The 24,877-nt window shown below is 69.0% G+C and carries 21 protein-coding genes and 3 rRNA genes; 6 read left to right on the top strand and 18 right to left on the bottom strand.

Features of this window, described 5'->3' with window-relative positions; all coding sequences use genetic code 11:
- Window positions 1-74: 74 nt before the first annotated feature.
- The 6 genes from FB563_RS25985 to FB563_RS25960 form a co-directional block, all read right to left on the bottom strand.
- The gene (locus FB563_RS25985) at window positions 75-1,211 is read right to left on the bottom strand and encodes a glycosyltransferase family 4 protein (protein ID WP_055707574.1); all 1,137 of its coding nucleotides are present in this window, start codon (window positions 1,209-1,211) and stop codon (window positions 75-77) included.
- Window positions 1,212-1,480: 269 nt separating this feature from the next.
- On the bottom strand, window positions 1,481-2,227 hold the full coding sequence (locus FB563_RS25980) for a hypothetical protein (protein ID WP_055707575.1): 747 nt from the start codon (window positions 2,225-2,227) through the stop codon (window positions 1,481-1,483).
- Window positions 2,228-2,253: 26 nt separating this feature from the next.
- Window positions 2,254-3,996 carry a DNA repair protein RecN gene (gene recN / locus FB563_RS25975; protein ID WP_199832890.1) on the bottom strand — a complete coding sequence of 581 codons (1,743 nt, stop codon included), beginning with the start codon at window positions 3,994-3,996 and terminating at the stop codon, window positions 2,254-2,256.
- Between the two features lie 39 nt (window positions 3,997-4,035).
- The gene (locus FB563_RS25970; RefSeq protein WP_055707576.1) at window positions 4,036-4,941 is read right to left on the bottom strand and encodes an NAD kinase; all 906 of its coding nucleotides are present in this window, start codon (window positions 4,939-4,941) and stop codon (window positions 4,036-4,038) included.
- Window positions 4,938-5,753 carry a TlyA family RNA methyltransferase gene (locus FB563_RS25965; RefSeq protein WP_055707577.1) on the bottom strand — a complete coding sequence of 272 codons (816 nt, stop codon included), beginning with the start codon at window positions 5,751-5,753 and terminating at the stop codon, window positions 4,938-4,940. The genes FB563_RS25970 and FB563_RS25965 overlap by 4 nt, the downstream gene beginning before the upstream one ends.
- A gap of 7 nt (window positions 5,754-5,760) precedes the next feature.
- Window positions 5,761-6,081: a hypothetical protein gene (locus FB563_RS25960; protein WP_142218929.1), complete on the bottom strand. Its 321-nt coding sequence runs from the start codon at window positions 6,079-6,081 to the stop codon at window positions 5,761-5,763.
- A gap of 42 nt (window positions 6,082-6,123) precedes the next feature.
- On the opposite strand from FB563_RS25960, the gene FB563_RS25955 reads away from it, so the two are divergent.
- Window positions 6,124-6,471, top strand: a complete 348-nt coding sequence (locus tag FB563_RS25955; protein ID WP_142218928.1) for a sterol-binding protein — start codon at window positions 6,124-6,126, stop codon at window positions 6,469-6,471.
- On the opposite strand, the gene FB563_RS25950 is transcribed toward FB563_RS25955, so the two are convergent.
- The 4 genes from FB563_RS25950 to FB563_RS25935 form a co-directional block, all read right to left on the bottom strand.
- Window positions 6,455-7,294 (bottom strand): ABC transporter ATP-binding protein, encoded by an 840-nt coding sequence (locus tag FB563_RS25950; RefSeq protein WP_208766310.1) that lies wholly within the window; start codon window positions 7,292-7,294, stop codon window positions 6,455-6,457. The two genes, FB563_RS25955 and FB563_RS25950, sit on opposite strands and share 17 nt — an antisense overlap.
- The gene (locus FB563_RS25945) at window positions 7,291-8,337 is read right to left on the bottom strand and encodes a FecCD family ABC transporter permease (protein WP_055707694.1); all 1,047 of its coding nucleotides are present in this window, start codon (window positions 8,335-8,337) and stop codon (window positions 7,291-7,293) included. The genes FB563_RS25950 and FB563_RS25945 overlap by 4 nt, the downstream gene beginning before the upstream one ends.
- Complete coding sequence (locus tag FB563_RS25940; protein ID WP_055707693.1) at window positions 8,334-9,377, bottom strand: FecCD family ABC transporter permease; 1,044 nt, start codon at window positions 9,375-9,377, stop codon at window positions 8,334-8,336. The genes FB563_RS25945 and FB563_RS25940 overlap by 4 nt, the downstream gene beginning before the upstream one ends.
- A 74-nt stretch (window positions 9,378-9,451) precedes the next feature.
- Complete coding sequence (locus tag FB563_RS25935) at window positions 9,452-10,480, bottom strand: HAD hydrolase-like protein (RefSeq protein WP_055707692.1); 1,029 nt, start codon at window positions 10,478-10,480, stop codon at window positions 9,452-9,454.
- Window positions 10,481-10,553: 73 nt separating this feature from the next.
- Between FB563_RS25935 and FB563_RS25930 the strand changes: the two genes are divergently transcribed.
- Window positions 10,554-11,837, top strand: coding sequence for a DUF1015 domain-containing protein (locus FB563_RS25930; RefSeq protein ID WP_055707691.1), 1,284 nt, complete (start codon window positions 10,554-10,556; stop codon window positions 11,835-11,837).
- 67 nt (window positions 11,838-11,904) lie between these two features.
- On the opposite strand, the gene FB563_RS43540 is transcribed toward FB563_RS25930, so the two are convergent.
- On the bottom strand, window positions 11,905-12,591 hold the full coding sequence (locus tag FB563_RS43540) for a tetratricopeptide repeat protein (protein WP_234357845.1): 687 nt from the start codon (window positions 12,589-12,591) through the stop codon (window positions 11,905-11,907).
- A gap of 306 nt (window positions 12,592-12,897) precedes the next feature.
- Here FB563_RS43540 and FB563_RS43535 point away from each other — a divergent pair, with 306 nt between their 5' ends.
- Window positions 12,898-13,785, top strand: coding sequence for a hypothetical protein (locus FB563_RS43535; RefSeq protein ID WP_208766325.1), 888 nt, complete (start codon window positions 12,898-12,900; stop codon window positions 13,783-13,785).
- A 30-nt stretch (window positions 13,786-13,815) separates the two neighbouring features.
- Here FB563_RS43535 and rrf read toward each other — a convergent pair.
- The 4 genes from rrf to FB563_RS25900 form a co-directional block, all read right to left on the bottom strand.
- Window positions 13,816-13,932 (bottom strand): 5S ribosomal RNA (gene rrf / locus FB563_RS25920).
- 104 nt (window positions 13,933-14,036) lie between these two features.
- Window positions 14,037-17,154: ribosomal RNA gene (locus tag FB563_RS25915) — 23S ribosomal RNA — on the bottom strand.
- A 297-nt stretch (window positions 17,155-17,451) separates the two neighbouring features.
- Window positions 17,452-18,976, bottom strand: a 16S ribosomal RNA gene (locus FB563_RS25910).
- The 16S, 23S and 5S rRNA genes sit together here, the layout of an rRNA operon.
- A gap of 518 nt (window positions 18,977-19,494) precedes the next feature.
- Window positions 19,495-20,145, bottom strand: a complete 651-nt coding sequence (locus tag FB563_RS25900; protein WP_055710137.1) for a DNA-3-methyladenine glycosylase — start codon at window positions 20,143-20,145, stop codon at window positions 19,495-19,497.
- 101 nt (window positions 20,146-20,246) lie between these two features.
- On the opposite strand from FB563_RS25900, the gene FB563_RS25895 reads away from it, so the two are divergent.
- The 3 genes from FB563_RS25895 (at window position 20,247) to FB563_RS25885 (ending at window position 22,289) form a co-directional block, all read left to right on the top strand.
- Complete coding sequence (locus tag FB563_RS25895; protein WP_055710138.1) at window positions 20,247-21,029, top strand: sporulation protein; 783 nt, start codon at window positions 20,247-20,249, stop codon at window positions 21,027-21,029.
- A 45-nt stretch (window positions 21,030-21,074) separates the two neighbouring features.
- Complete coding sequence (locus FB563_RS25890; protein WP_055710139.1) at window positions 21,075-21,614, top strand: YbhB/YbcL family Raf kinase inhibitor-like protein; 540 nt, start codon at window positions 21,075-21,077, stop codon at window positions 21,612-21,614.
- 168 nt (window positions 21,615-21,782) lie between these two features.
- On the top strand, window positions 21,783-22,289 hold the full coding sequence (locus FB563_RS25885) for an HNH endonuclease (protein ID WP_055710149.1): 507 nt from the start codon (window positions 21,783-21,785) through the stop codon (window positions 22,287-22,289).
- 60 nt (window positions 22,290-22,349) lie between these two features.
- Here the strand turns inward: FB563_RS25885 and FB563_RS25880 are convergent, their stop codons facing one another.
- The 3 genes from FB563_RS25880 to FB563_RS25870 form a co-directional block, all read right to left on the bottom strand.
- A complete protein-coding gene (locus tag FB563_RS25880) occupies window positions 22,350-23,318 on the bottom strand; it encodes an SPFH domain-containing protein (protein WP_055710140.1) in 969 nt (322 codons plus the stop codon).
- 134 nt (window positions 23,319-23,452) lie between these two features.
- On the bottom strand, window positions 23,453-23,884 hold the full coding sequence (locus tag FB563_RS25875) for an NfeD family protein (protein WP_055710141.1): 432 nt from the start codon (window positions 23,882-23,884) through the stop codon (window positions 23,453-23,455).
- 84 nt (window positions 23,885-23,968) lie between these two features.
- Complete coding sequence (locus FB563_RS25870; RefSeq protein ID WP_055710142.1) at window positions 23,969-24,760, bottom strand: ABC transporter ATP-binding protein; 792 nt, start codon at window positions 24,758-24,760, stop codon at window positions 23,969-23,971.
- Window positions 24,761-24,877: the final 117 nt, after the last annotated feature.

Below are 24,877 nucleotides of genomic sequence, written 5' to 3'. Positions count from 1 at the left end.
GCCTCGCGGCGTCAGGTGCGTGCTTCGGGGGTCCCCCGGCCGAAGGCTGGGGGGAGGGAGTTTGACGACAGGGCCTAGGCGAGTGGCCTTGGCTGCGTCAACTCGTCGTAGATGCTGAGCACTTGGGCGACCGTCTCGTCCTCGGTCGGCCAGCCGGCGGCCTGCCGCACCCCGCGCTCCCGCAGCTCCTCCCGGCGCTCCGGGTCCGCGAGGAGCCGTACGACGGCGGACGCGAGGGCCTCGGGGTCGCCGTACGGGACGAGTTCGGCCGCGTCGCCGACCAGGTCGGGGATGCCGCCGACCCGGGTGGCGACGAGCGGCACGCGCGCGTGGAGGGCCTCCTGGGCGAGGACGGACCTCGACTCCCACCTGCTCGTCAGCAGCGCGAGATCGGCGGCGGCGAGCAGCTCGGGCACGTCCTCACGGCGCCCGATGAGCCGCACCGGCAGCTCCTCGTCCTCGATCCGCCGCTGCAGCTCCGGGCGCAGCGGCCCCTCCCCGGCGATGACGACCAGCGGCACGGGGTCCAGGTCCCGCCAGGCGCGGGCCGCGTCGAGCAGGAGGTCGTAGCCGCGCTGCCGGTCGAGGGAGCCGACCGCGACGAGCAGGGGGCGGCCGGTGGCGCCGAGTTCGGCCCGGGCCTTGGGGCGCCGCCGGTCGGGGTCGTCGAGGACGACGGGCCGGCGCTGCCCCGGCAGGCCGACGGCGGCGAGCCGGGCGTCCCGCGCTCCCGTGTCCCGGGCCCGGTCGACCAGGTCGGAGCTGGTGCCGAGGACCACGGCCGCCGTCCGCACCACCCGCCGCTCCAGCAGCCGCAGCAGATGCGCCCGCGGGCCCTGCGCGTGGGCCCGGTTGTGCCAGGTGACCACCAGCGGGGTGCTGCGGCCGCTGAGCGCGAGGACGGCCCGGAAGGAGGCGTGCAGCCCGTGTGCGTGCACGAGGTCGGCGTGGGCGCAGGCCGTCCGCAGCGCGGCCACGGAGACGGGGTCGCTGCTGCGCGGCACGTGCACGTGCTCGGCGCCGACGCCGGTGAAGTCGTAGGCGCGGTCGGCCTCGACGGGGGCGCACACCGTGACCCGCACGCCCCTCGCCACCAGTCCCTCGGCCAGTGAGCGGACATGCGCGCTGCTGCCGGCGTTGCCCCCGCCCAGCACCTGCACGGTGCGCAGCGGCGACTGGCCGTGCGGTGCGTTGCTGCTCAGGGGGCTCACGGGGCCGGGGCTCCTGGTTCGGCGTGGGCGGTCACGAGGAAACGTACAGAACGTAGCGGGCTCCGGGGGGCGGAAGGACGTACCCCGCGCGCCTGCCTCACGGACCGTGTGCCCTCAAGCATGCCAGGGGATACGGCCGTTACGGGAAATCCGGAGGGCGCACTCTGCGGCGGGCCGGGGCAATGCGCCGGAGCACGTCACCCACACGGGTGAGGCGGACCCCGGCACGGTCGAACGTGGTGCGAGCCGCGTCCGGCGAGGTCAGACGCTCACCGCGCCCCCGCCCACGCACTCACCCGGTCCCCGTGGACGGCGGCGGCCACCACGGCGACGGCGTGCGCGAGCAGCCCCGCGCGCCCGTTGCCCGCCACGACGGCCGCCCCCAGCGCGGCGCCGAGCGCGTGCGCCCCCGTGTCCCCGATCATCACGCGCTCCCCGAGGTCGTCGGGCAGCACGGCAGCGGCGGCGCCCATCGCGACGGCCGGCAGTTCGCTCCCCGGCCCCTTCCGCAACACCCCCGGCGCGCCGAGCGCGAGCACCGTGCCGACGGCCCGCCCGGGCCGTACGTCGACGAGATTCACGAAGTGCGCCGTACCGGCGATCACGATCCCGGCGAGCACCTTGTCCAGCGCCCGCTCCTTCATCAGCGCCCCCGCGACCAGGCCGGCGGCCGAGATCCCGAACAGCTTCACGGCCCCGCTGGTGACGTCGCCGTCCCGCAGCGCCGTGAGATGCGCCCGGAAACCCCGCCGGTCGTCCCCGGCGACATCGTCGTACGCCCCGCAGACCCCTGCGGCGAGCACGGCGAGCCCGGCCCCGGGACACACCCGGGCGGCCGCGACGGCCGCACCCAGCGCCGAGGCGGGCCCGGCGTACAGCTCGACCGTGCGCCCGGCGTAGTTCTTCCGCTCCCAGCGCTCCCGCCCGCCGGGCGCGGCCTTGCGCAGCACGGCCTGGCCGGCCCGGGTGAGCGCGGCGGACAGCAGGAAGGAGCGGGACCTGCGCTTGGCGATCATCCCGCCACCCTAGAACCCGGACCCGCCTACAGGTCCGCCCGGGCCGTCTCCAGGAGTTCCTCCGCGTGGGCGCGGGCCGTCTCGGAGTCCTCCTGGCCGGCCAGCATGCGGGAGAGCTCACGGATGCGGTCCTCGCCCTCCAGGACCTTCACGCCGGACCGGGTGACCGTCCCGTCGTTGGTCTTCTCGACCAGCAGCTGCCGGTCGGCGAAGGCGGCCACCTGGGGCAGGTGGGTGACCACGACGACCTGTGCGGTCCTGGCGAGCTTCGCCAGACGGCGCCCGATCTCGACCGCGGCCTTGCCGCCGACGCCGGCGTCGACCTCGTCGAAGAGATACGTCGGCACGGGATCCGTGCCCGCGAACACGACCTCCACGGCGAGCATCACGCGGGACAGCTCACCGCCGGACGCGCCCTTGGCGATGGGCCGCGGCGGCGCACCCGGGTGCGGGGCGAGCAGCAGCTCCACCTCGTCCACGCCCGCCGGCCCGTAGGCGACCGTACGCCCGCCGACCTCGACACCGTCGGTGTCCTCGGTCTGCCGGATGTCGAAGGACACGCGCGCGTGGGGCATCGCCAGCGAGGCCAGCTCGGCGGTCACGGCGGCGGCGAACCGCTCGGCGGCCTCCGTCCGCGCGTCCGTCAACGCCTGTGCCAGACCGCCCAGTTCACTGCGCAACGCGTCCCGCTCGGCGGTCAGCTCCTCGATCCGCTCGTCGTCGCCCTCCAGCTCGGTCAGGCGCGCGGCGCTCTGCTCGGCCCAGGCCAGGACGGCGTTCACGTCGTCGCCGTACTTGCGGGTCAGGGTCGTCAGCGCGGCCCGCCGCTCCTCCACCGCGGCCAGCCGCAGCGGATCGGCGTCCAGGTCGTCGGCGTACCCCGCCAGCTCCCCGGCGACATCGCCGAGCAGGATGCCGATCTCCCCGATCCGGTCGGCGAGGGAGGCCAGCGCCGGGTCGTGCGAGCGCACGGCCTCCAGGGCCCGGTGGGCGCCCGCGACGAGGGTCGAGGCGTCGATCCCCTCGGGGTCCTCGGGATTGCCCGCGAGAGCGGCGTGCGCGGCCGTCGCGGCGGACGACAGCGCCTCCGCGTGCCCCAGCCGCTCGGCCTCCTCGGCCAGCTCGACGTCCTCCCCGGCGCGGGGATCGACGCCGGCGATCTCGTCGAGGCCGTACCGCAGCATGTCGGCTTCCTGCGCCCGCTCACGCGCGCGCGTGGTGATCTCCTCCAGCTCGGCGGAGACGGCCCGCAGCCGCCGGTAGGCCTCGGTGTACTTGGCGAGCGGTACGGCGACGGCGTCGCCCGCGTACCGGTCAAGCGCCTGCCGCTGCCGGGACAGCTTCAGCAGCCCCTGCTGGTCGGTCTGCCCGTGCACGGCCACCAGGTCGTCGGCCAGCTCGGCGAGCAGCCCCACCGGCACCGAGCGCCCGCCCAGATGGGCCCGGGAACGGCCCTCGGCGGAAACGGTACGGCTGATCAGCAGGGACCCGTCGTCCAGCTCGGCCCCGGCCTCCTCGGCGCGTACGACGGCGGCGGCGTCCGCCGGGACGGTGACCCGCCCCTCCACGACCGCCTTCTCGGCCCCGATCCGCACGAGCGCCGGGTCCGCCCGCCCACCGAGCAGCAGCCCGAGGCTGGTGACCACCATGGTCTTGCCCGCACCCGTCTCACCGGTGACGGCGGTGAACCCGGGCGACAGCTCGACGACGGCATCGTCGATGACCCCGAGCGACCGTATCCGCATCTCCTCCAACACGGAACAGACCATACGAGGTCCGGGGCGGGGAGTGCACACAGGCCGCTCTTTCTAGTGAGGCGCCCCCCGCCATCCCGTCGTGGGCAGGGCGAACTTCGCCACGAGCCGGTCGGTGAAGGACGAATGGTGCAACCGGGCCAACCGCACCGGCACAGCCCCTCTGCGCACCTCCACCCGCGCCCCCGGCGGCAACTCGACCGTCCGCCGCCCGTCGCACCACAGAACCCCTGACGGGACGTGCGGCAGCACCTCCACCGCGAGCACGGAGTCCGGCGAGGTCACCAACGGCTTCGCGAACAGCGCATGCGCACTGATCGGCACCATCAGCAGCGCCTCCACCTCCGGCCACACCACCGGCCCGCCCGCGGAGAACGCGTACGCGGTGGACCCGGTCGGCGTCGACAGGACGACCCCGTCGCACCCGAACCCCGTCACCGGCCGTCCGTCGATCTCCAGCACGACTTCCAGCAGCTTCTCCGCGCCGGCCTTCTGCACGGCCGCCTCGTTCAGCGCCCAGTCGGTGTGCACGATGTCCCCGTTGCGGTGCACCACGACATCGACGGTCATGCGCTCCTCGACCTCGTACGACCGCGCCACCACCCGGTCGACCACCCGATCGAGGTCGTCGCGTTCGGCCTCCGCGAGGAACCCCACCCGTCCGAGGTTGACGCCGAGCATCGGCACCCCGGACGCGCGGGCGAACTCCGCCCCCCGCAGCAGCGTGCCGTCACCGCCGAGCACGATCAGCAGCTCACACCCGTCGAGGCACTGCGGAGTCGCCTCCTTGACGAGCTGCACCTCGTCCGGGAGCGGCAGGTCGCGCGCCTCCTCCTCCAGCACCCGCACCCCGATGCCATGCCGCAGCAGGCCCTTGACGACGAGTTCCGCGCTGCGGATCGCCGCGGGCCGCCCGGTGTGGGCGAGCAGGAAAACAGTACGCGCCAGGTTCTGTGTCAACGCGGCCCCTCCGCCACTGCACGGTCGACGTCGGCCGGGTCCACCTGAGGTGCGCCCGCCCGCAGCCAGAGAAAGTACTCGACGTTCCCCGAGGGCCCGGGCAGCGGACTCGCGGTGACGCCCCGCACCCCGAGCCCCAGCTCCCAGGCCTTCTCGGCCACTCCCCGCACGGCCTCCGCCCGCAGCAGCGGACTCCGTACGACACCCCCGCTGCCCAGCCGCTCCTTGCCCACCTCGAACTGCGGCTTGACCATCATCACCAGATCGGCGTCCGGCTTCACGCACCGCTTCAGGGCGGGCAGCACCAGCCCGAGCGGAATGAAGGACAGATCGCCCACGACAAGATCCACAGGTTCCCCATCGATCGCCTCGAGCGTCAACTCGCGTACGTTCGTACGGTCCTTGACGGTGACGCGTTCATCGTTCTGGAGAGACCAGGCGAGCTGTCCGTACCCGACGTCCACGGCCACGACGTGCGCGGCACCGGCGCGCAGCAGGACGTCGGTGAAGCCGCCGGTGGAGGCACCGGCGTCCAGTGCCCGCCGGCCCTCGACCACGAGCCCCTGCGGAAGGAAGACCTCGAGCGCGCCGGCGAGCTTGTGCCCGCCGCGGGAGACGTAGTCCGGGTCGCCGTCGTCGGCCTGCACGACGATCGCGGCCGCGGTCTCGACCTGCGTGGCCGGCTTGGTCGCCACGGTCTTGCCGACGGTGACCCGCCCGGCGGCGATCAGCTGGCTGGCGTGCTCGCGCGAGCGGGCGAGCTTCCGGCGGACCAGCTCCGCGTCCAGACGGCGGCGTGCGACTCCTGCCACGTTCGGTTCAGCTCCTGTGTGGTGACGCCGGTGAGGGCGCCTGTGCGTGCGAAGGAGGGGGCACCGGAGGTCCCGGGCGGGCGTCGAGCGCGGTGAGCGCGTCACGCAGCCCCCGGTGTACATCCTCGTACACCTCGATGTGGCCGTCGGTGGCGAGGTGGTCGGCGTCACCCAGCCGCTCCAGCTGGGCGTCGACCTCGGCGTTGCCGGTGGGGGTGCGCGGGATGTTCAGGGGGGCGGGCGCCGCGGGGTCGTACGCCTGGAGTGCCTCCACCGCCTCCTGCACCGAATCCTGCGGGATCTCCGTCTCCGGAACCGAGTCGCTCATGCCCAGACGCTACCGCGAACCGCTGGGGTACGGTCGTGGGCGATGGCCACGATCGAGGAGTGCCGCGCCGCACTGGGAAAGCTTTCGGACAACATGCAGGGCGCCGAGGGCGACGTCCGGGCGGCCGCCGCCCTGGACCGCTCGGTGAGCTGTCACATCACCGACCTGGACGTCACTTTCGCCGGCCGGATGACCGGCGGGCGGATCGAGGTGGACGAGACCCACCCGGGCCCGCCGCGCGAGAGAGCGCAGATCAGGCTCGCCATGGCCGGGGACGACCTGGTGGCCCTGGTGGACGGCCGGCTGAACTTCGCGACCGCCTGGGGCAAGGGCCGGGTGCGGCTGGAGGCGAGCCTGCTGGATCTGTTCCGGCTCAGGAAGCTGCTGTGAGCCGCGCCTTCCTCGCCGCGGGCACCACCAGCGGGGTCCCGGTCTCCGGGTCGTCGATCACCTGACACCGCAGCCCGAACACCCGCTCCACCAGCTCGGCCGTGACGATGTCGCCGGGGGCGCCCTCGGCGATCACCTCGCCGCCGCGCAGGGCGATGAGGTGGGTGGCGTACCGGGCCGCGTGGTTGAGGTCGTGCAGGACGGCGACCAGGGTGCGGCCCTGGGTCTCGTGCAGCTCTGCGCACAGGTCGAGGACGTCGATCTGGTGCTGGATGTCCAGGTAGGTGGTCGGTTCGTCCAGGAGCAGCAGGGGCGTCTCCTGGGCCAGCGCCATGGCGATCCACACCCGCTGCCGCTGCCCGCCGGACAGCTCGTCGACATAACGGTCGGCGAGTTCGGCGACCCCCGTCTGCCGCATGGACTCACGCACGACCCGCTCGTCCTCGGCCGACCACTGGCGCAGCAGGCCCTGGTGCGGGTAGCGGCCCCGGCCGACGAGGTCGGCGACCGTGATGCCGTCGGGCGCGATGGACGACTGCGGCAGCAGACCGAGGGTCCGCGCGACTTTCTTGGCGGGCATCGACTGGATGACCTGCCCGTCCAGCAGCACCCGGCCCTGGCTGGGCCTGAGCATCCGCGACAGCGCCCGCAGCAGTGTCGACTTGCCGCACGCGTTCGGGCCGACGATCACCGTGAAGGAGTTGTCGGGGATCTCCACGGACAGCTCTTCGGCGATGACCCGCTGGTCGTAGCCGAGGGTGACGTTCTGCGCGGACAGGCGGTTCACGGTGCTCCTTGTCGTGTGGGTGTCGGTGCCGCTCATATCCGGCCCGCCCTGCGCTCGGTGACCAGCAGCCAGAGCAGATAGGCGCCGCCGAGGACGCCGGTGACCACGCCGACGGGCAGCTGGTCGGCGCCGAAGGCGCGCTGGGAGGCCCAGTCGGCGGCGACCAGCAGGGCGGCGCCCATGCAGAGGGACGGCACCAGGTTCGGGCCCGGCGAGCGGGTCAGGCGCCGGGCCAGCTGGGGCGCGGTCAGGGCGACGAAGCTGACGGGCCCGGCGGCCGCGGTGGCGGCGGCGGTGAGCAGCACGGCGGAGACCATCAGCACCAGCCGGACGCGCTGCACGCGCACCCCGAGGGCGCCCGCCACGTCGTCGCCCATCTCCATCATCCTGAGGGCCCGCGCGTTGACGAGCACCAGCGGCACGAGGACGGCGCACAGGGCGAGCAGCGGCCAGACCTGGTCCCAGTCCCGGCCGTTCAGCGAGCCGGTCATCCACACGACCGCGCGGGCCGCGTCGACCAGGTCGGCCTTGGTGAGCAGATAGCCGTTGACCGCGGTGGCGATCGCGGAGACACCGATGCCGACCAGGACGAGCCGGTATCCGTGCACGCCCTGCTTCCAGGCGAGCAGGTAGATGGCGAGTCCGGTCACCAGGCCGCCGATCAGCGCGCCGACGGTGACCTGGGTGGTGCCGCCGGACAGCAGCACGATGACGACCAGCGCGCCGGCCGTCGAGCCCTGGGAGAGGCCGAGCACGTCGGGGCTGCCGAGCGGGTTGCGGGAGACGGACTGGAACAGCGCGCCGCCGAGCCCCAGCGAGGCCCCGACCAGCAGGCCGACCAGCACCCGCGGCAGCCGCAGCTCGCGCACGATGAAGTCCTGGTAGGCGTTGCCGTTCCCGGCGAGGGTCCGCAGCACGTCGGCCGCCGGGATCTTCGCGTCGCCGGTGCCGATCAGGGCGACGCCGGCGGCACAGGCGGCGGCCAGCAGCAGGACGGTGACGAGCAGGGCGCGCGGGTCCAGGCGCAGGGAGAGCCCGCCGGGAGTGCGTACGGCCCGGTTCCCGGATCGGGTCTTCACAGCTGGGCCGTCCTCCGCCGTCGTACGAGAAGGATGAAGACCGGGCCGCCGATGAGCGCGGTGACGACGCCGACCTGGAGCTCCGAGGGGCGGGCCACGACCCGGCCGACGACGTCGGCGCCGAGCAGCAGCACCGGCGACAGGACCGCGGCGTACGGCAGGATCCAGCGCAGGTCCGGGCCGGTGAAGGAGCGCACGACGTGCGGCACCATCAGACCGACGAACACGATCGGGCCGCAGGCGGCGGTCGCGGCGCCGCACAGCACGGTGGCGGCCAGCATGGCGAGCGCGCGGGTGCGGCCCAGGTTTGCGCCCAGGGCGCGGGCGGTGTCGTCGCCCATCGCGACCGCGTTCAGCGGCCGGGCCAGCGCCAGCGCCAGGACCATGCCGGCCGCGAGGAACGGCAGCACCTGCAGGATGGTCGAGTCGGCGGCCGAGGCCAGCGAACCCACGGTCCAGAAGCGCATCCTGCCGAGCGCCGCGTCGTCCAGGATCATCACGGCCTGGAGATAGCCGTACAGGGCGGCACTGATGGCCGTACCGGCGAGGGCGAGCCGCACCGGGGTGGCGCCCCGGCTGCCGCCGAGGAACCACACCAGCGCGCCGACCGCCGCCGCCCCGAGGAAGGCGAACCACACATAGCCGGTGAGGCTGGTGACGCCGAAGTAGGTGATGGCCGTGACGACTGCGGCCGAGGCACCGGCATTGATCCCGAGCAGTCCGGGGTCGGCCAGCGGATTGCGGGTGAGCGCCTGCAGCACCGCGCCCGCGAGGCCGAGCGCGGCCCCGGCGAGCAGGCCCAGGACCGTGCGCGCGAGCCGCTCGTCCACGACGACGTCGCCGTAGGTCCCCGTGTCGTGGAACAGGCCGTGCCAGACCTGGTCCACTGACAGCGATTTCGCCCCGATCGCGATGCTCGCCAGGGCGACGAGCACCAGGATCGCGGTGGAGAGCAGGAGCCCAAGGGCCCTTGCCGCCCGGCGGGTTGGGGGCGCGGGGGCGGTCTCCGCGCGCTGTTCCGGAGGACTGTCGACCAACACGAGGTTAGGTTAGCCTACCCTCGCTACCTATCTCGATCCCCGGGTGCGGATGCGCCCCTCCCCCTGGTCCCTGCTCACAGGCCCAGTCGCGCCAGCGCCTTCCCCCCGTCCAGCTCGCAGGAGCCGTCGCCGCCCGCCGTCCAGGCCGCCGCGCACAGCGCACGCAGCCCGTCCAGCGGCTCCCCGTCGCCCTCCAGCTCCAAACGGTCCGCGCCGGCCGTCGCCGTGAACCCGCCGCAGCGGAAGCCCTCACCGGCCGGGGTGACCTCCGGCTGCCCGGTGAGCAGCCCGCGCAGATCGGCGTCCACATACGTCGGCCGGTGCCGCGGCGGCGCCGCGAGCAGCTGGGCACCGTCGGTGACACCGGTGAGCACCAGCAGGGAGTCCACCTCGCCGTTGAACGCGCCCTCGATGTCCGTGTCCAGCCGGTCCCCGACCACCAGCGGCCGCTTCGCGCCGGTCCGGATGATCGTCTCCCGGTGCATCGGCGGCAGCGGCTTGCCCGCCACCTGCGGCTCCTTGCCCGTGGCGATCCGCACGACCTCCACGGCCGCCCCGTTGCCCGGCGCGATGCCCCGCCCGCTGGGAATCGTCAGGTCGGTGTTGGACGCGAACCACGGCACCCCGCGCGCGACGGCGTACGACGCCTCCGCGAACCGCCCCCACGTCAGATCCGGCCCGCCGTACCCCTGCGCGACCGCCGCCGGATCGTCGTCCGCCGACTCCACCGGCACGAGCCCCCGCTCGCGCAGCGCCACCCGCAGCCCCTCGCCGCCGATCACCAGCACCCGCGCCCCGGCCGGCACCTGCTCGCTGATCAGGCGCGCGACCGCCTGCGCGGAGGTGATGACGTCATCGGCGCCCGTCGGTATCCCCAGCTCCGTCAGATGCTCGGCCACCGCGTCCGGGGTCCGCAGCGCGTTGTTGGTGACGTACGCCAGATGCAGCCCGCCGGAGCGCGCCACCGCCAGCGAGTCGACCGCGTGCGCGATCGCGCTCCCGCCCGCGTACACCACCCCGTCCAGATCGAGCAGCGCCGTGTCGTACGCCTCGCTCAGGGGCTGCCCACTGGCCTCGGGCCTCGTCCTGACCGCCTGGCTCATTCCACATCGCTCCTCGTTCGACCGTCTTTCCCCCGATCATCCCGCACGCCACTGACACACGTACGATGCCGGGATGAACACTGCAGGTCACTCGGAAGCAACGGCGCGCCGGGGCCTGGAACTCACCCCGTTCCGCGGCCTTCGCTACGACCCCGACCGGGTCGGCAGCCTCGCCTCCGTCACCTCACCGCCGTACGACGTCGTCGTACGTCCCGACGGGGTGCACCACCTCCAGTCCGCCGACCCCTACAACATCGTCCGGCTGATCCTGCCCCAGGCCGGCACCCCGAGCGCCCGCACCGAGCAGGCGGCCGACACGCTGCGCCGCTGGCTTGAGGAGGGCATCCTCACCGCGGACCCGGAGCCCGGCCTGTACGTGTACGAGCAGCGGGACGGCGGCGGCATGCTCCAGCGCGGTGTCATCGGCGCGCTGCGGGTCTCGGAACCGGCGGAGGGCGTGGTGCTGCCGCACGAGGACGTCATGCCGCCCGTGGTCGCCGACCGCGCGGCTCTGATGCGGGCCACGCGCGCGAACCTGGAACCGCTGCTGCTGACCTACCGGGGCGACGGCACGGCCGCCGAGGTCGTCGAGCGCACGGCGGAGAAACCCCCGCTGCTCGACACGACCACCGAGGACGGCTTCCACCACCGCCTCTGGTCCGTCACCGACCCCGCCGACCTCGCCCGCATCCGGTCCGACCTCGCCCACCAGCAGGCCCTGATCGCCGACGGCCACCACCGCTGGGCCACCTACCTGCGGCTGCGCGCCGAGCACCCCTCCCCCAGCCCCTGGGACCACGGCCTGGTCCTGCTCGTCGACACCGCCCGCTACCCCTTGCGCGTGCGCGCCATCCACCGCCTGCTGCACGGCCTGCCGGTCGCGGACGCGCTCGCGGCGGTGCAGGGCCTGTTCCGGGTACGACGCCTGGACGCGCCGCTCACCGAGGCGCTGGAGGCGCTGGCGGACGCGTCCTGCGCGGGCAACGCCTTCCTGCTGGCCGGCGACGGCGCCTTCCACCTCCTCGACCACCCCGACCCCGGTCTGCTGGCCCGGACGATCCCGGCCGACCGCCCGGCGGCCTGGCGCTCCCTCGACGCCACGGTCCTGCACGCCACGCTCCTCGACCACGTCTGGCACATCCCGGAGGACTCCCCGGCCCACATCGCCTACATCCACGACACGGCCGCGACCGTCGCCAAGGCGCAGCGCGACGGCGGTACGGCCGTCCTGATGCACCCGGTCCGCGAGGAGGTCGTACGCGACCTGGCCCGCCAGGGCGTGACGATGCCCCGCAAGTCGACGTCGTTCGGCCCGAAACCGGCATCGGGGCTGGTACTGCGGGCGCTGGACATCTGAGCGCCCGGAACGCGAAAGGGGGCAGGTTCCACCGGGAACCTGCCCCCCTTTTTTTCAGCGACTGCCGTCAGTCCTCGTCGCCGTCTTCCTGCGACGGCTTCTCCGGCTCGTCCTCGCTCTCGTCGAGGGCGTCGACGAACTCCACGCCGTCCAGCTCGGCGAGCCGGTCGGAGGCGTCCGTGCTGCCGTCCCGGTCGGCCTCCACGGCCTTCGCGAACCACTCCCGCGCCTCGCTCTCCCGGCCGGCGGCCAGCAGGGCGTCGGCGTAGGCGTACCGCAGGCGCGCGGTCCACGGCTGCACCGCGTTGGAGGCGAGTTCCGGGCTCTGCAGGGTCACGATGGCCGCGTCCAGCTGACCCATGTCACGCCGGGCACCGGCCGCGACGAGCCGCATCTCGACCTGACCGGCCTTGTCCAGCTTGTGCACCTCCGGGGCACCGGCCATGTCCAGCGCCTTCTCCGGCCGCCCGAGCCCGCGCTCGCAGTCGGCCATCACCGGCCACAGATCCACGGTGCCGGTCATCCGCCGCGCGGCCCGGAACTCGGCGAGCGCCTCGCTGTACTTCTGGTTGGCGTACGCCGCGAACCCGGCCGCCTCGCGCACGGCGGCCACGCGGGACGCCAGACGCAGCGCCACCTTAGAGTAGGCGTAGGCGCCCTCGGGGTCCTCGTCGATGAGCCGGGCCACCATCACCAGGTTCTTGGCGACGTCGTCCGCGAGCGTCTTGGGCAGGCTCTGGAGCTCCTGCCGCACGTCCTTGTCGATCTCGTCGCCGGTGACGTCCTCCGGGATCGGCAGGCGCTTGATCGGCTCGCGGTCCCTGTCACGGTCACGGTCGCGCTCGTCGCGGAACCGGCCACCGCCCCGGCGGTCGTCACGCCTGTCATCACGACGGTCGTCACGCCCCCGGAACCCACCGGGTCGCCCGCCACGGTCGTCCCGACGGGGCCCACGGGCACCTCGGTCGTCCCGGCCGCGGAACCCACCGCGCTCGCCCCGGCTGTCGTCCCGCCTGTCGTCACGACGGAAGCCACCACGGTCGCCACCGCGGTCGCCGCGGTGTTCCTCGCGCCGGCCGGCGTAACCGCCACGGTCGTCGTCACGGCGGTAGGAGGGGCGGTCGCCGCCTCGGTCGTCGCGGCGGTAGCCGCGGTCGTCACGGCGGTCGTCCCTGCGCGGGCCACGGTCACGGTCGTCCCGCTGGAACGCCGGACGCGAACCCCGGTCACCCTCACGACGATCGTCCCTACGGCCATAACCGCCACGATCGTCACGACGGAACCCACCCCGGTCATCACGACGCTCATCACGCCGGTCATCACGGCGATCGTCACGCCTGTCGTCACGACGGTCATCACGCCTGTCGTCACGACGGAAGCCACCACGGTCGCCACGGTGGTCCTCGCGCCGACCGGCGTAACCGCCACGGTCGTCGTCACGGCGGTAGGAGGGGCGGTCGCCGCCCCGGTCGTCGCGGCGGTAGCCGCGGTCGTCACGGCGGTCGTCCCTGCGCGGGCCACGGTCACGGTCGTCCCGCTGGAACGCCGGACGCGAACCCCGGTCACCCTCACGACGATCGTCCCTACGGCCATAACCGCCACGATCGTCACGACGGAACCCACCCCGGTCATCACGACGCTCATCACGCCGGTCATCACGGCGATCGTCACGCCTGTCGTCACGACGGTCATCACGCCTGTCGTCACGACGGAAGCCACCACGGTCGCCACGGTGGTCCTCGCGCCGACCGGCGTAACCGCCACGGTCGTTGTCGCGGCGGTAGCCGCCACGGTCGCCTCGGTAGCCGCCGCGGTCACCACGGTCACCACTGTCCCGTCGCCGCTGGTCGCGCTCCGGTCGCTCGTCGGGAGAGTTGGTGGACATGGTGACTCCTGTCTTCGGTACCGCAAGCATTGTAAAAACGAAAGGACCCCTGGTCCCAGCTGAACGCTGGTGACCAGGGGTCCTCCAAAGATTGTTCGGCGGCGTCCTACTCTCCCACAGGGTCCCCCCTGCAGTACCATCGGCGCTGTGAGGCTTAGCTTCCGGGTTCGGAATGTAACCGGGCGTTTCCCTCACGCTATGACCACCGAAACCCTAATGGTTTCGAGCGAACAAGCACACTCTGTAGTTATGCGTTCTACTCAAAGCCGGCAACGGTCGTTGCCTCAGAACTAACACAGTGGACGCGAGCAACTGAGGACAAGCCCTCGGCCTATTAGTACCGGTCACCTCCACCAGTTACCTGGCTTCCAGATCCGGCCTATCAACCCAGTCGTCTACTGGGAGCCTTACCCCATCAAGTGGGTGGGAGTCCTCATCTCGAAGCAGGCTTCCCGCTTAGATGCTTTCAGCGGTTATCCCTCCCGAACGTAGCCAACCAGCCATGCCCTTGGCAGAACAACTGGCACACCAGAGGTTCGTCCGTCCCGGTCCTCTCGTACTAGGGACAGCCCTTCTCAAGACTCCTACGCGCACAGCGGATAGGGACCGAACTGTCTCACGACGTTCTAAACCCAGCTCGCGTACCGCTTTAATGGGCGAACAGCCCAACCCTTGGGACCGACTCCAGCCCCAGGATGCGACGAGCCGACATCGAGGTGCCAAACCATCCCGTCGATATGGACTCTTGGGGAAGATCAGCCTGTTATCCCCGGGGTACCTTTTATCCGTTGAGCGACGGCGCTTCCACAAGCCACCGCCGGATCACTAGTCCCGACTTTCGTCCCTGCTCGACCCGTCGGTCTCACAGTCAAGCTCCCTTGTGCACTTACACTCAACACCTGATTGCCAACCAGGCTGAGGGAACCTTTGGGCGCCTCCGTTACCCTTTAGGAGGCAACCGCCCCAGTTAAACTACCCATCAGACACTGTCCCTGATCCGGATCACGGACCCAGGTTAGACATCCAGCACGACCAGACTGGTATTTCAACGACGACTCCACACACACTGGCGTGCATGCTTCACAGTCTCCCAGCTATCCTACACAAGCCGAACCGAACACCAATATCAAACTGTAGTAAAGGTCCCGGGGTCTTTCCGTCCTGCTGCGCGAAACGAGCATCTTTACTCGTAGTGCAATTTCACCGGGCCTATGGTTGAGACAGTCGAGAAGTCGTTACGCCATTCGTGCAGGTCGGAACTTACCCGACAAGGAATTTCGCTACCTTAGGATGGTTATAGTTACCACCGCCGTTTACTGGCGCTTAAGTTCTCAGCTTCGCCCCACCGAAATGGAGCTAACCGGTCCCCTTAACGTTCCAGCACCGGGCAGGCGTCAGTCCGTATACATCGCCTTACGGCTTCGCACGGACCTGTGTTTTTAGTAAACAGTCGCTTCTCGCTGGTCTCTGCGGCCACCCCCAGCTCAGAGCGCGAAGCTCATCACCAGGACTGGCCCCCCTTCTCCCGAAGTTACGGGGGCATTTTGCCGAGTTCCTTAACCATAGTTCACCCGAACGCCTCGGTATTCTCTACCTGACCACCTGAGTCGGTTTAGGGTACGGGCCGCCATGAAACTCGCTAGAGGCTTTTCTCGACAGCATAGGATCATCCACTTCACCACAATCGGCTCGGCATCAGGTCTCAGACACATGCAGGGCGGATTTGCCTACCCTGCGTCCTACACCCTTACCCCGGGACAACCACCGCCCGGGATGGACTACCTTCCTGCGTCACCCCATCACTCACCTACTAACCGCTTGGTTCGGCGGCTCCACCACTCCCCTTTGCCCGAAGGCTCCGGGGCGGCTTCACGGCCTTAGCATCACGATGCTCGATGTTTGACGCTTCACAGCGGGTACCGGAATATCAACCGGTTATCCATCGACTACGCCTGTCGGCCTCGCCTTAGGTCCCGACTTACCCTGGGCAGATCAGCTTGACCCAGGAACCCTTAGTCAATCGGCGCACACGTTTCTCACGTGTGAATCGCTACTCATGCCTGCATTCTCACTCGTCAACCGTCCACGACTACCTTCCAGTGCCGCTTCACCCGGCAGACGACGCTCCCCTACCCATCACAGCACCCGTTGGGGCTAAAGCTGCAATGACACGACTTCGGCGGTACGCTTGAGCCCCGCTACATTGTCGGCGCGGAATCACTAGACCAGTGAGCTATTACGCACTCTTTCAAGGGTGGCTGCTTCTAAGCCAACCTCCTGGTTGTCTGTGCGACTCCACATCCTTTCCCACTTAGCGTACGCTTAGGGGCCTTAGTCGATGCTCTGGGCTGTTTCCCTCTCGACCATGGAGCTTATCCCCCACAGTCTCACTGCCGCGCTCTCACTTACCGGCATTCGGAGTTTGGCTAAGGTCAGTAACCCGGTAGGGCCCATCGCCTATCCAGTGCTCTACCTCCGGCAAGAAACACACGACGCTGCACCTAAATGCATTTCGGGGAGAACCAGCTATCACGGAGTTTGATTGGCCTTTCACCCCTAACCACAGGTCATCCCCCAGGTTTTCAACCCTGGTGGGTTCGGTCCTCCACGAAGTCTTACCTCCGCTTCAACCTGCCCATGGCTAGATCACTCCGCTTCGGGTCTTGAGCGTGCTACTACAGCGCCCTATTCGGACTCGCTTTCGCTACGGCTTCCCCACCCGGGTTAACCTCGCAACACACCGCAAACTCGCAGGCTCATTCTTCAAAAGGCACGCAGTCACGAGATGCAGCAAGCTGCATCCGACGCTCCCACGGCTTGTAGGCACACGGTTTCAGGTACTATTTCACTCCCCTCCCGGGGTACTTTTCACCATTCCCTCACGGTACTATCCGCTATCGGTCACCAGGGAATATTTAGGCTTAGCGGGTGGTCCCGCCAGATTCACACGGGATTTCTCGGGCCCCGTGCTACTTGGGTGTCTCTCAAGCAAGCCGCTGACGTTTCGACTACGGGGGTCTTACCCTCTACGCCGGACCTTTCGCATGTCCTTCGCCTACATCAACGGTTTCTGACTCACCGACCAGCCGGCAGACTGATCAAGAGAGATCCCACAACCCCGTATACGCAACCCCTGCCGGGTCTCACACGCATACGGTTTGGCCTCATCCGGTTTCGCTCGCCACTACTCCCGGAATCACGGTTGTTTTCTCTTCCTGCGGGTACTGAGATGTTTCACTTCCCCGCGTTCCCTCCACACTGCCTATGTGTTCAGCAGTGGGTGACAGCCCATGACGACTGCCGGGTTTCCCCATTCGGAAACCCCCGGATCAAAGCCTGGTTGACGACTCCCCGGGGACTATCGCGGCCTCCCACGTCCTTCATCGGTTCCTGGTGCCAAGGCATCCACCGTGCGCCCTTAAAAACTTGGCCACAGATGCTCGCGTCCACTGTGCAGTTCTCAAACAACGACCAGCCACCCATCACCCCACCAGAAGATCCGGTGAGTTCACTGGGGCCGGCGACTGAGGAAAACCATTCCCTCAGACACCCAACAGCGTGCCCGACACCCTCGCCTCTTCTCCGTTCCGTTCCACGCCGAAGCAGTACTAGGAAGAGAAGCCGACCGAGTGTGCCGAGTAGTCAACGTTCCACCCATGAGCTGACCACCGTCGATCGTTCGCCGACGTAGTGGCTCTGGCTGCCTTGCGGCAGCTAGATGCTCCTTAGAAAGGAGGTGATCCAGCCGCACCTTCCGGTACGGCTACCTTGTTACGACTTCGTCCCAATCGCCAGTCCCACCTTCGACAGCTCCCTCCCACAAGGGGTTGGGCCACCGGCTTCGGGTGTTACCGACTTTCGTGACGTGACGGGCGGTGTGTACAAGGCCCGGGAACGTATTCACCGCAGCAATGCTGATCTGCGATTACTAGCGACTCCGACTTCATGGGGTCGAGTTGCAGACCCCAATCCGAACTGAGACCGGCTTTTTGAGATTCGCTCCACCTCACGGTATCGCAGCTCTTTGTACCGGCCATTGTAGCACGTGTGCAGCCCAAGACATAAGGGGCATGATGACTTGACGTCGTCCCCACCTTCCTCCGAGTTGACCCCGGCGGTCTCCCGTGAGTCCCCAGCACCACAAGGGCCTGCTGGCAACACGGGACAAGGGTTGCGCTCGTTGCGGGACTTAACCCAACATCTCACGACACGAGCTGACGACAGCCATGCACCACCTGTACACCGACCACAAGGGGGCACCTGTCTCCAGACGTTTCCGGTGTATGTCAAGCCTTGGTAAGGTTCTTCGCGTTGCGTCGAATTAAGCCACATGCTCCGCCGCTTGTGCGGGCCCCCGTCAATTCCTTTGAGTTTTAGCCTTGCGGCCGTACTCCCCAGGCGGGGAACTTAATGCGTTAGCTGCGGCACCGACGACGTGGAATGTCGCCAACACCTAGTTCCCACCGTTTACGGCGTGGACTACCAGGGTATCTAATCCTGTTCGCTCCCCACGCTTTCGCTCCTCAGCGTCAGTAATGGCCCAGAGATCCGCCTTCGCCACCGGTGTTCCTCCTGATATCTGCGCATTTCACCGCTACACCAGGAATTCCGATCTCCCCTACCACACTCTAGCTAGCCCGTATCGACTGCAGACCCGAGGTTAAGCCTCGGGCTTTCACAATCGACGTGACAAGCCGCCTACGAGCTCTTTACGCCCAATAATTCCGGACAACGCTTGCGCCCTACGTATTACCGCGGCTGCTGGCACGTAGTTAGCCGGCGCTTCTTCTGCAGGTACCGTCACTTGCGCTTCTTCCCTGCTGAAAGAGGTTTACAACCCGAAGGCCGTCATCCCTCACGCGGCGTCGCTGCATCAGGCTTTCGCCCATTGTGCAATATTCCCCACTGCTGCCTCCCGTAGGAGTCTGGGCCGTGTCTCAGTCCCAGTGTGGCCGGTCGCCCTCTCAGGCCGGCTACCCGTCGTCGCCTTGGTGAGCCATTACCTCACCAACAAGCTGATAGGCCGCGGGCTCATCCTTCACCGCCGGAGCTTTCCAAGTTCACAGATGCCTGCGAACCTCGTATCCGGTATTAGACCCCGTTTCCAGGGCTTGTCCCAGAGTGAAGGGCAGATTGCCCACGTGTTACTCACCCGTTCGCCACTAATCCCCACCGAAGTGGTTCATCGTTCGACTTGCATGTGTTAAGCACGCCGCCAGCGTTCGTCCTGAGCCAGGATCAAACTCTCCGTGAATGTTTACCGGTAATCCGGTTGACACCACGAGAGCGGAACCACCGGAGGAATAATCCAGTGGTTCACAGCGTCCTCGCTGTGTTATTTCAAAGGAACCTCGACCATCGGAATGTTCCGACGGACGGGGTATCAACATATCTGGCGTTGACTTTTGGCACGCTGTTGAGTTCTCAAGGAACGGTCGCTTCCTTCGTACTCACCCTCTCGGGCTTTCCTCCGGGCGCTTCCCTTCGGTGTTTCCGACTCTATCAGATCTTTTCTCGATCCGATTCCCTGTCGGCGGGATGTCTTCGGGGTTTTCGGCTTTCACCGTCGGCCCTTTCGACATTCACTACGTTAGCTCATTCTCTCGGCGACTCATAATCGAGTCTCGCGAGTTCGAATTCGGGCGCGCGGGCGCGCCCGAAACGACCCCGCTGAGGGGTTGTAGCTAGTAGTGGGTTGGCCGCTCCGGCTGCAGGCGATCGCCGTACCCGGTTCAGCGGCTCGGGATACGTTACGCACCTTTGGCAAGCGCGTCAACTTCGGCGCCGCCGCGGCACGTGTGCCCGATAGGGGCTCACCGTCGGGTCGCCCTTCACCCAGTAGCGCCAGGGGTGGATGTCGCCATTCCCGCCTTCGCCGGCGACTCCGGTGCGGGGGCCGCTTCGTACCTGGTCAGCGGCTACCGGCGTACCGCTGAGCATCCTCAGCGGGGTCTCGCCGGAGGCGCACGCGTCCGTGCCGTCCAGGGCCCGGTCGACTTCCAGGGCCGTCGCCAGGCGGGCCGGACCCTTGGCCAGTTCCATGTCGTTCCGGGCCGAAAGTCGCCGTTTGCGGGCGAGTTCGGTGCCCTCGACCACCTCGCCGGCCCGGAGCAGCACGGCGCTCGCCCGGCCCTCGGGGCCGCAGACGAGGTTCATGCAGTGCCACATGCCGTAGGTGAAGTAGACGTACACGTGTCCGGGCGGACCGAACATCACCGCGTTGCGGGCGGTGGGACCACGGTAGGCGTGTGAGCCGGGGTCGTTCGGGCCGTCGTACGCCTCGACCTCCGTGAGGCGGACGGCGATCGGGCCGTCGGGGGTCGTACGCACCAGGATGCGGCCGAGGAGGTCCGGCGCCACCTCCAGGACCGGGCGGTCGAAGAACTCTCTGGGCAGTGGCGTACGGTCCGGGGGCGCGATCATGCCCTCCGAGGGTAATGCAGACGGGACGGTGCGTCGGCGGAACCGGTCGGGGTGCGGATCGCGTTTGTAGGGGTCGAGGGTCGTTCGTAAAGGGAGAGTCAATGGCGTTCAAGAAGCTGCTCGCGAGCCTCGGGGCCGGCGGGGCCTCGGTCGAGACGGTGCTGACCGAGGTCAATGTCGTGCCGGGCGGTGTCGTCCAGGGTGAGGTGCGGATCCAGGGCGGGTCGGTGAACCAGGACATCGAGGGGCTGTCGGTCGGCCTCCAGGCCAAGGTCGAGGTGGAGCGGGACGACCAGGAGTACAAGCAGGACATCGAGTTCACCAAGGTGCGTCTCGGTGGTGCCTTCGAGCTGCAGGCCGGTGCGGTGCACGCGGTGCCGTTCGGTCTTGAGATCCCCTGGGAGACACCGGTCACGATGATCGACGGCCAGGCGCTGCGCGGGATGCACATCGGGGTGACGACCGAGCTGGCGATCGCGCGGGCCATCGACTCCACCGACCTCGATCCGATCAACGTGCATCCGCTGCCGGCGCAGAGGGCCATCCTGGACGCCTTCATCCAGCTGGGCTTCCGCTTCAAGAACGCGGACATGGAGCGCGGTCACATCCGGGGGACGCGGCAGAGGCTGCCGTTCTACCAGGAGATCGAGTTCCACCCGCCGTCGCAGTACCGGGGCCTGAACCAGGTCGAGCTGAGCTTCGTGGCCGACGAGCACGCGATGGACGTCGTACTGGAGATGGACAAGAAGCCGGGTCTGTTCAGCGAGGGTTCGGACACCTACCGGTCCTTCCAGGTGGGTCTGAACGACTGGCAGGGGACCGACTGGGCGGCTTATCTGAACCAGTGGCTGTCCGAGGTCGGCAGCAAGCGCAACTGGTTCTAGGCTCGGGACCTGCTGGTTCCAGATCATCGATCAGGAGGTACCGAGGTGACCGAGCTCAAGCGGCGGCCGCTCCCCCACGACTTCCATCCGCCGGTGCCGTCGTTCACGGTGACGAGCGACGATGTCGCGGAGGGCGCGACGCTGAAGAGCGCTCAGATCCATGCGGAGGGGAACACCTCGCCGCATCTGCGGTGGGAGGGCTTCCCGCCGGAGACCAAGAGCTTCGCCGTGACCTGCTACGACCCCGACGCGCCGACCGGCAGCGGGTTCTGGCACTGGGTCCTGTTCGACATCCCGGCCTCCGTGACGGAGCTGCCGGCGGGTGCGGGCAGCGGCAAGTTCGAGGGCCTGCCCGAGGGCGCGGTGCATGTGCGCAACGACTACGGGACGAAGGACTTCGGTGGTGCCGCGCCGCCGCCCGGGGACGGGCCGCACCGGTACGTCTTCACGGTGTACGCGGTCGACCAGGAGAAGCTCGGTCCGGATGCCGATGTCTCGCCGGCCGTCGTCGGTTTCAACCTGCGGTTCCACACGATCGCGCGTGCCCAGCTCATCGGTGAGTACGAGAACCCCGCGCAGGGCTGAGAGCGCTGCCGTAACTCAGCCGAGCGTTCATTGAACGTTTGCCCGCCTCCGGTCTTGGAAGTGATCGGAGGCGGGCATTTTTTATTGCGTTGTCCATCTCGGCGCGCCCGTCCAGAGTTGATCCAAGCCCGCCGGGGGGTGGGCAGGTGCACACGGGAGGTGGGCTGGATGCGGGACACGCTGGTGCTGAACGCGAGCTTCGAGCCGCTGTCGACGGTGACGCTGAATCGAGCCGTCGTTCTGGTGCTCCAGGACAAGGCCGTCGTCGAGCAGGCCCATCCCGAACTGCGGATGCGCGGCGCCGATGTGGACATACCCGCGCCCCGGGTGATCAGGCTGTGCAGGTACGTACGGGTGCCGTTCCGAAGACAGGCTCCGTGGTCGAGGCGGGGGGTGCTGGTCCGGGACCGGCACCGGTGCGCGTACTGCGGGCGCAGGGCGACGACCGTGGACCATGTGGTGCCGCGGGCGCAGGGTGGGCAGGACACGTGGCTGAACACCGTGGCCGCGTGTGCGGAGGACAATCACCGGAAGGCCGACCGGACTCCGGAGGAGGCCGGGATGACCTTGCTGCGGGAGCCTTTTGAGCCGACGCCGGCGGATGCGATGCTCTTGGCTCTGGGGCACGAGGACTTCGAGGCGTTGCCGGCATGGCTGGGGCAGAGCGCCGCATAGGCTGTGCGAAAGGGGCTCACCTTCCTGGGGAAGGTGGGCCCCTTTGACGTACGAGGCACTTCAGTCGATGCTCGGCTTCTCGCGGCGTTCGGTGCCCGGGCCGTTGTTCTGGGCGGGGACGTTGGCTCCGCCGTTGCCCTGGCCTCCGCCGCCGAGGGGGCCGAAGTTGCCCATGGCGCCGGAGAGGCCCTTGAGGGCGTCGCCGATTTCGCTGGGGACGATCCAGAGCTTGTTGGCGTCGCCCTCGGCGATCTTCGGGAGCATCTGCAGGTACTGGTAGGACAGGAGCTTCTGGTCGGGGTCGCCGGCGTGGATGGCCTCGAAGACCGTACGGACCGCCTGGGCCTCGCCCTCGGCGCGCAGGGCGGCGGCCTTGGCCTCACCTTCCGCGCGCAGGATCTGGGACTGCTTCTCGCCCTCGGCGGTGAGGATGGCGGCCTGGCGCGTACCTTCGGCGGTGAGGATCGCGGCGCGCTTGTCACGGTCGGCGCGCATCTGCTTCTCCATCGAGTCCTGGATGGAGGTGGGCGGTTCGATCGCCTTCAGCTCGACTCGGTTGACTCGGATGCCCCATTTGCCCGTTGCCTCGTCGAGGACGCCGCGCAGGGCGGCGTTGATCTCCTCGCGGGAGGTCAGGGTGCGTTCGAGGTCCATGCCGCCGATGATGTTGCGGAGCGTGGTGACGGTGAGCTGCTCGATGGCCTGGATGTAGCTGGCGACCTCGTAGGTGGCCGCACGGGCGTCCGTGACCTGGTAGTAGATGACCGTGTCGATGTTGACCACCAGGTTGTCCTGGGTGATCACCGGCTGCGGCGGGAACGGTACGACCTGTTCGCGCAGGTCGATGCGGTTGCGGATGGTGTCGATGAACGGGACCACGATGTTCAGGCCCGCGTTCAGGGTGCGTGTGTAGCGGCCGAAGCGCTCGACGATGGCGGCGCTGGCCTGTGGGATGACCTGGATGGTCTTGATCAGGGCGATGAAGACCAACACCACCAGAATGACCAGGACGATGATGACCGGTTCCATCGTGTTCCCCGTACCCCTCTCCGCCTCGGCGCCTTCGGCAGATCTCGTGGTTGCAGAAGATCTTGCTGGTCGAGTCTGACAGACCGTCGCCCAACTCGTGGGCCGGATGCCTCAGATGAAGGAGGCCCGATGCCTCAGATGACGATGGCGGTGGCCCCTTCGATGTCCACGACGTCCACCTCCTGGCCCACCTCGTAGGCGCGTCCGGTGTCGAGGGCGCGGGCCGACCAGATCTCTCCGGCCAGCTTGATGCGGCCGCCGGAGCCGTCGACGCGCTCCAGGACGACGGCCTGTTTGCCCTTCAAGGCGTCGATTCCGGTGGCGAGTTGGGGGCGTTGTCTGCCGTGCCGGGCCGCGATGGGGCGGACGACGGCGATGAGCGCGACGGAGACGACGACGAACGCGAGGACCTGGATCACGCCGTCGAAGCCGAGGGCGGCGACCACGGCGGCCGCGACGGCTCCCACCGCGAGCATGCCGAACTCCGGCATGGCGGTGACCACGAGCGGGATTCCGAGCGCCGCCGCGCCGACGAGCCACCACACCCATGCGTCGATGTCGTTCACACGGTCATGTTAGGGCCGGGGTCGGGCGGCGGACAGGGCGCGAAAGGGAGTGCGGCCGGGCTCGGGACCGCCTCGGGCGAAGGATCAGGACAGGGGCAGGCCCTGGGCCGTCCAGCGGTCGCCGACCTGCTCGACGACGAGCGGGAGGCCGAAGCAGAGGGAGAGGTTGCGGGAGGTCAGTTCCAGCTCGATCGGGCCGGCGGCGAGGACCTTGCCCTGGCGGATCATCAGGACGTGGGTGAAGCCGGGGGCGATCTCCTCGACGTGGTGCGTCACCATGATCATCGAGGGGGCGATGGGGTCGCGCGCGAGCCGGCCGAGGCGGCGGACCAGGTCCTCGCGGCCACCGAGGTCGAGGCCGGCGGCGGGCTCGTCGAGCAGGAGCAGCTCGGGGTCGGTCATCAGGGCGCGGGCGATGAGGGTGCGCTTGCGCTCGCCCTCGGAGAGGGTGCCGAAGCGGCGGTCGAGGTAGTCGCTCATGCCGAGGCGGTCGAGGAAGGCGCGGGCTCGCTGCTCGTCGACCTCGTCGTACTCCTCCTGCCAGTGGGCGGTCATGCCGTAGGCGGCCGTGAGGACCGTCTCCAGGACCGTCTGGCGCTTCGGGAGCTTCTCGGCCATGGCGATGCCGGCCACGCCGATGCGGGGGCGCAGCTCGAAGACGTCGACCTTGCCGAGGGTGTCGCCGAGGATGGTGGCGGTGCCCTTGCTGGGGAAGAGGTAGCTGGAGGCGACGTTCAGGAGGGTGGTCTTGCCGGCGCCGTTGGGGCCGAGGATGACCCAGCGCTCGCCCTCCTTCACCGACCAGGAGACCTGGTCCACCAGAGCCCGGCCCTCGCGGACCACGGATACGTCCTGAAGCTCCAGAACATCGCTCATGAGCGCGTTGTCTCCCCTTGCAGTGTGGCCGGTCTCGGCTGTCGCGTACGCCTGTGGCTCGGTCCGCCGCGCCTGTGGGCGCAGCCCTTATGAAATCTACGCCACGAGTGCCCCGCT

Origin of the sequence: Streptomyces puniciscabiei, assembly GCF_006715785.1 — a bacterium.
Lineage (GTDB): Bacteria > Actinomycetota > Actinomycetes > Streptomycetales > Streptomycetaceae > Streptomyces > Streptomyces puniciscabiei.
This window is presented reverse-complemented; position numbering and strand designations above follow the sequence as displayed.

Bases quoted from the DNA above. Each gene is read 5' to 3' on its own strand.
- FB563_RS25980 (WP_055707575.1), bottom strand. From the start codon at position 2,227: ATGATCGCCAAGCGCAGGTCCCGCTCCTTCCTGCTGTCCGCCGCGCTC.
- recN (WP_199832890.1), bottom strand. From the start codon at position 3,996: ATGGTCTGTTCCGTGTTGGAGGAGATGCGGATACGGTCGCTCGGGGTC.
- FB563_RS25960 (WP_142218929.1), bottom strand. From the start codon at position 6,081: ATGAGCGACTCGGTTCCGGAGACGGAGATCCCGCAGGATTCGGTGCAG.
- FB563_RS25955 (WP_142218928.1), top strand. From the start codon at position 6,124: ATGGCCACGATCGAGGAGTGCCGCGCCGCACTGGGAAAGCTTTCGGAC.
- FB563_RS25950 (WP_208766310.1), bottom strand. From the start codon at position 7,294: ATGAGCGGCACCGACACCCACACGACAAGGAGCACCGTGAACCGCCTG.
- FB563_RS25935 (WP_055707692.1), bottom strand. From the start codon at position 10,480: ATGAGCCAGGCGGTCAGGACGAGGCCCGAGGCCAGTGGGCAGCCCCTG.
- FB563_RS25930 (WP_055707691.1), top strand. From the start codon at position 10,554: ATGAACACTGCAGGTCACTCGGAAGCAACGGCGCGCCGGGGCCTGGAA.
- FB563_RS25900 (WP_055710137.1), bottom strand. From the start codon at position 20,145: ATGATCGCGCCCCCGGACCGTACGCCACTGCCCAGAGAGTTCTTCGAC.
- FB563_RS25895 (WP_055710138.1), top strand. From the start codon at position 20,247: ATGGCGTTCAAGAAGCTGCTCGCGAGCCTCGGGGCCGGCGGGGCCTCG.
- FB563_RS25885 (WP_055710149.1), top strand. From the start codon at position 21,783: ATGCGGGACACGCTGGTGCTGAACGCGAGCTTCGAGCCGCTGTCGACG.
- FB563_RS25880 (WP_055710140.1), bottom strand. From the start codon at position 23,318: ATGGAACCGGTCATCATCGTCCTGGTCATTCTGGTGGTGTTGGTCTTC.
- FB563_RS25870 (WP_055710142.1), bottom strand. From the start codon at position 24,760: ATGAGCGATGTTCTGGAGCTTCAGGACGTATCCGTGGTCCGCGAGGGC.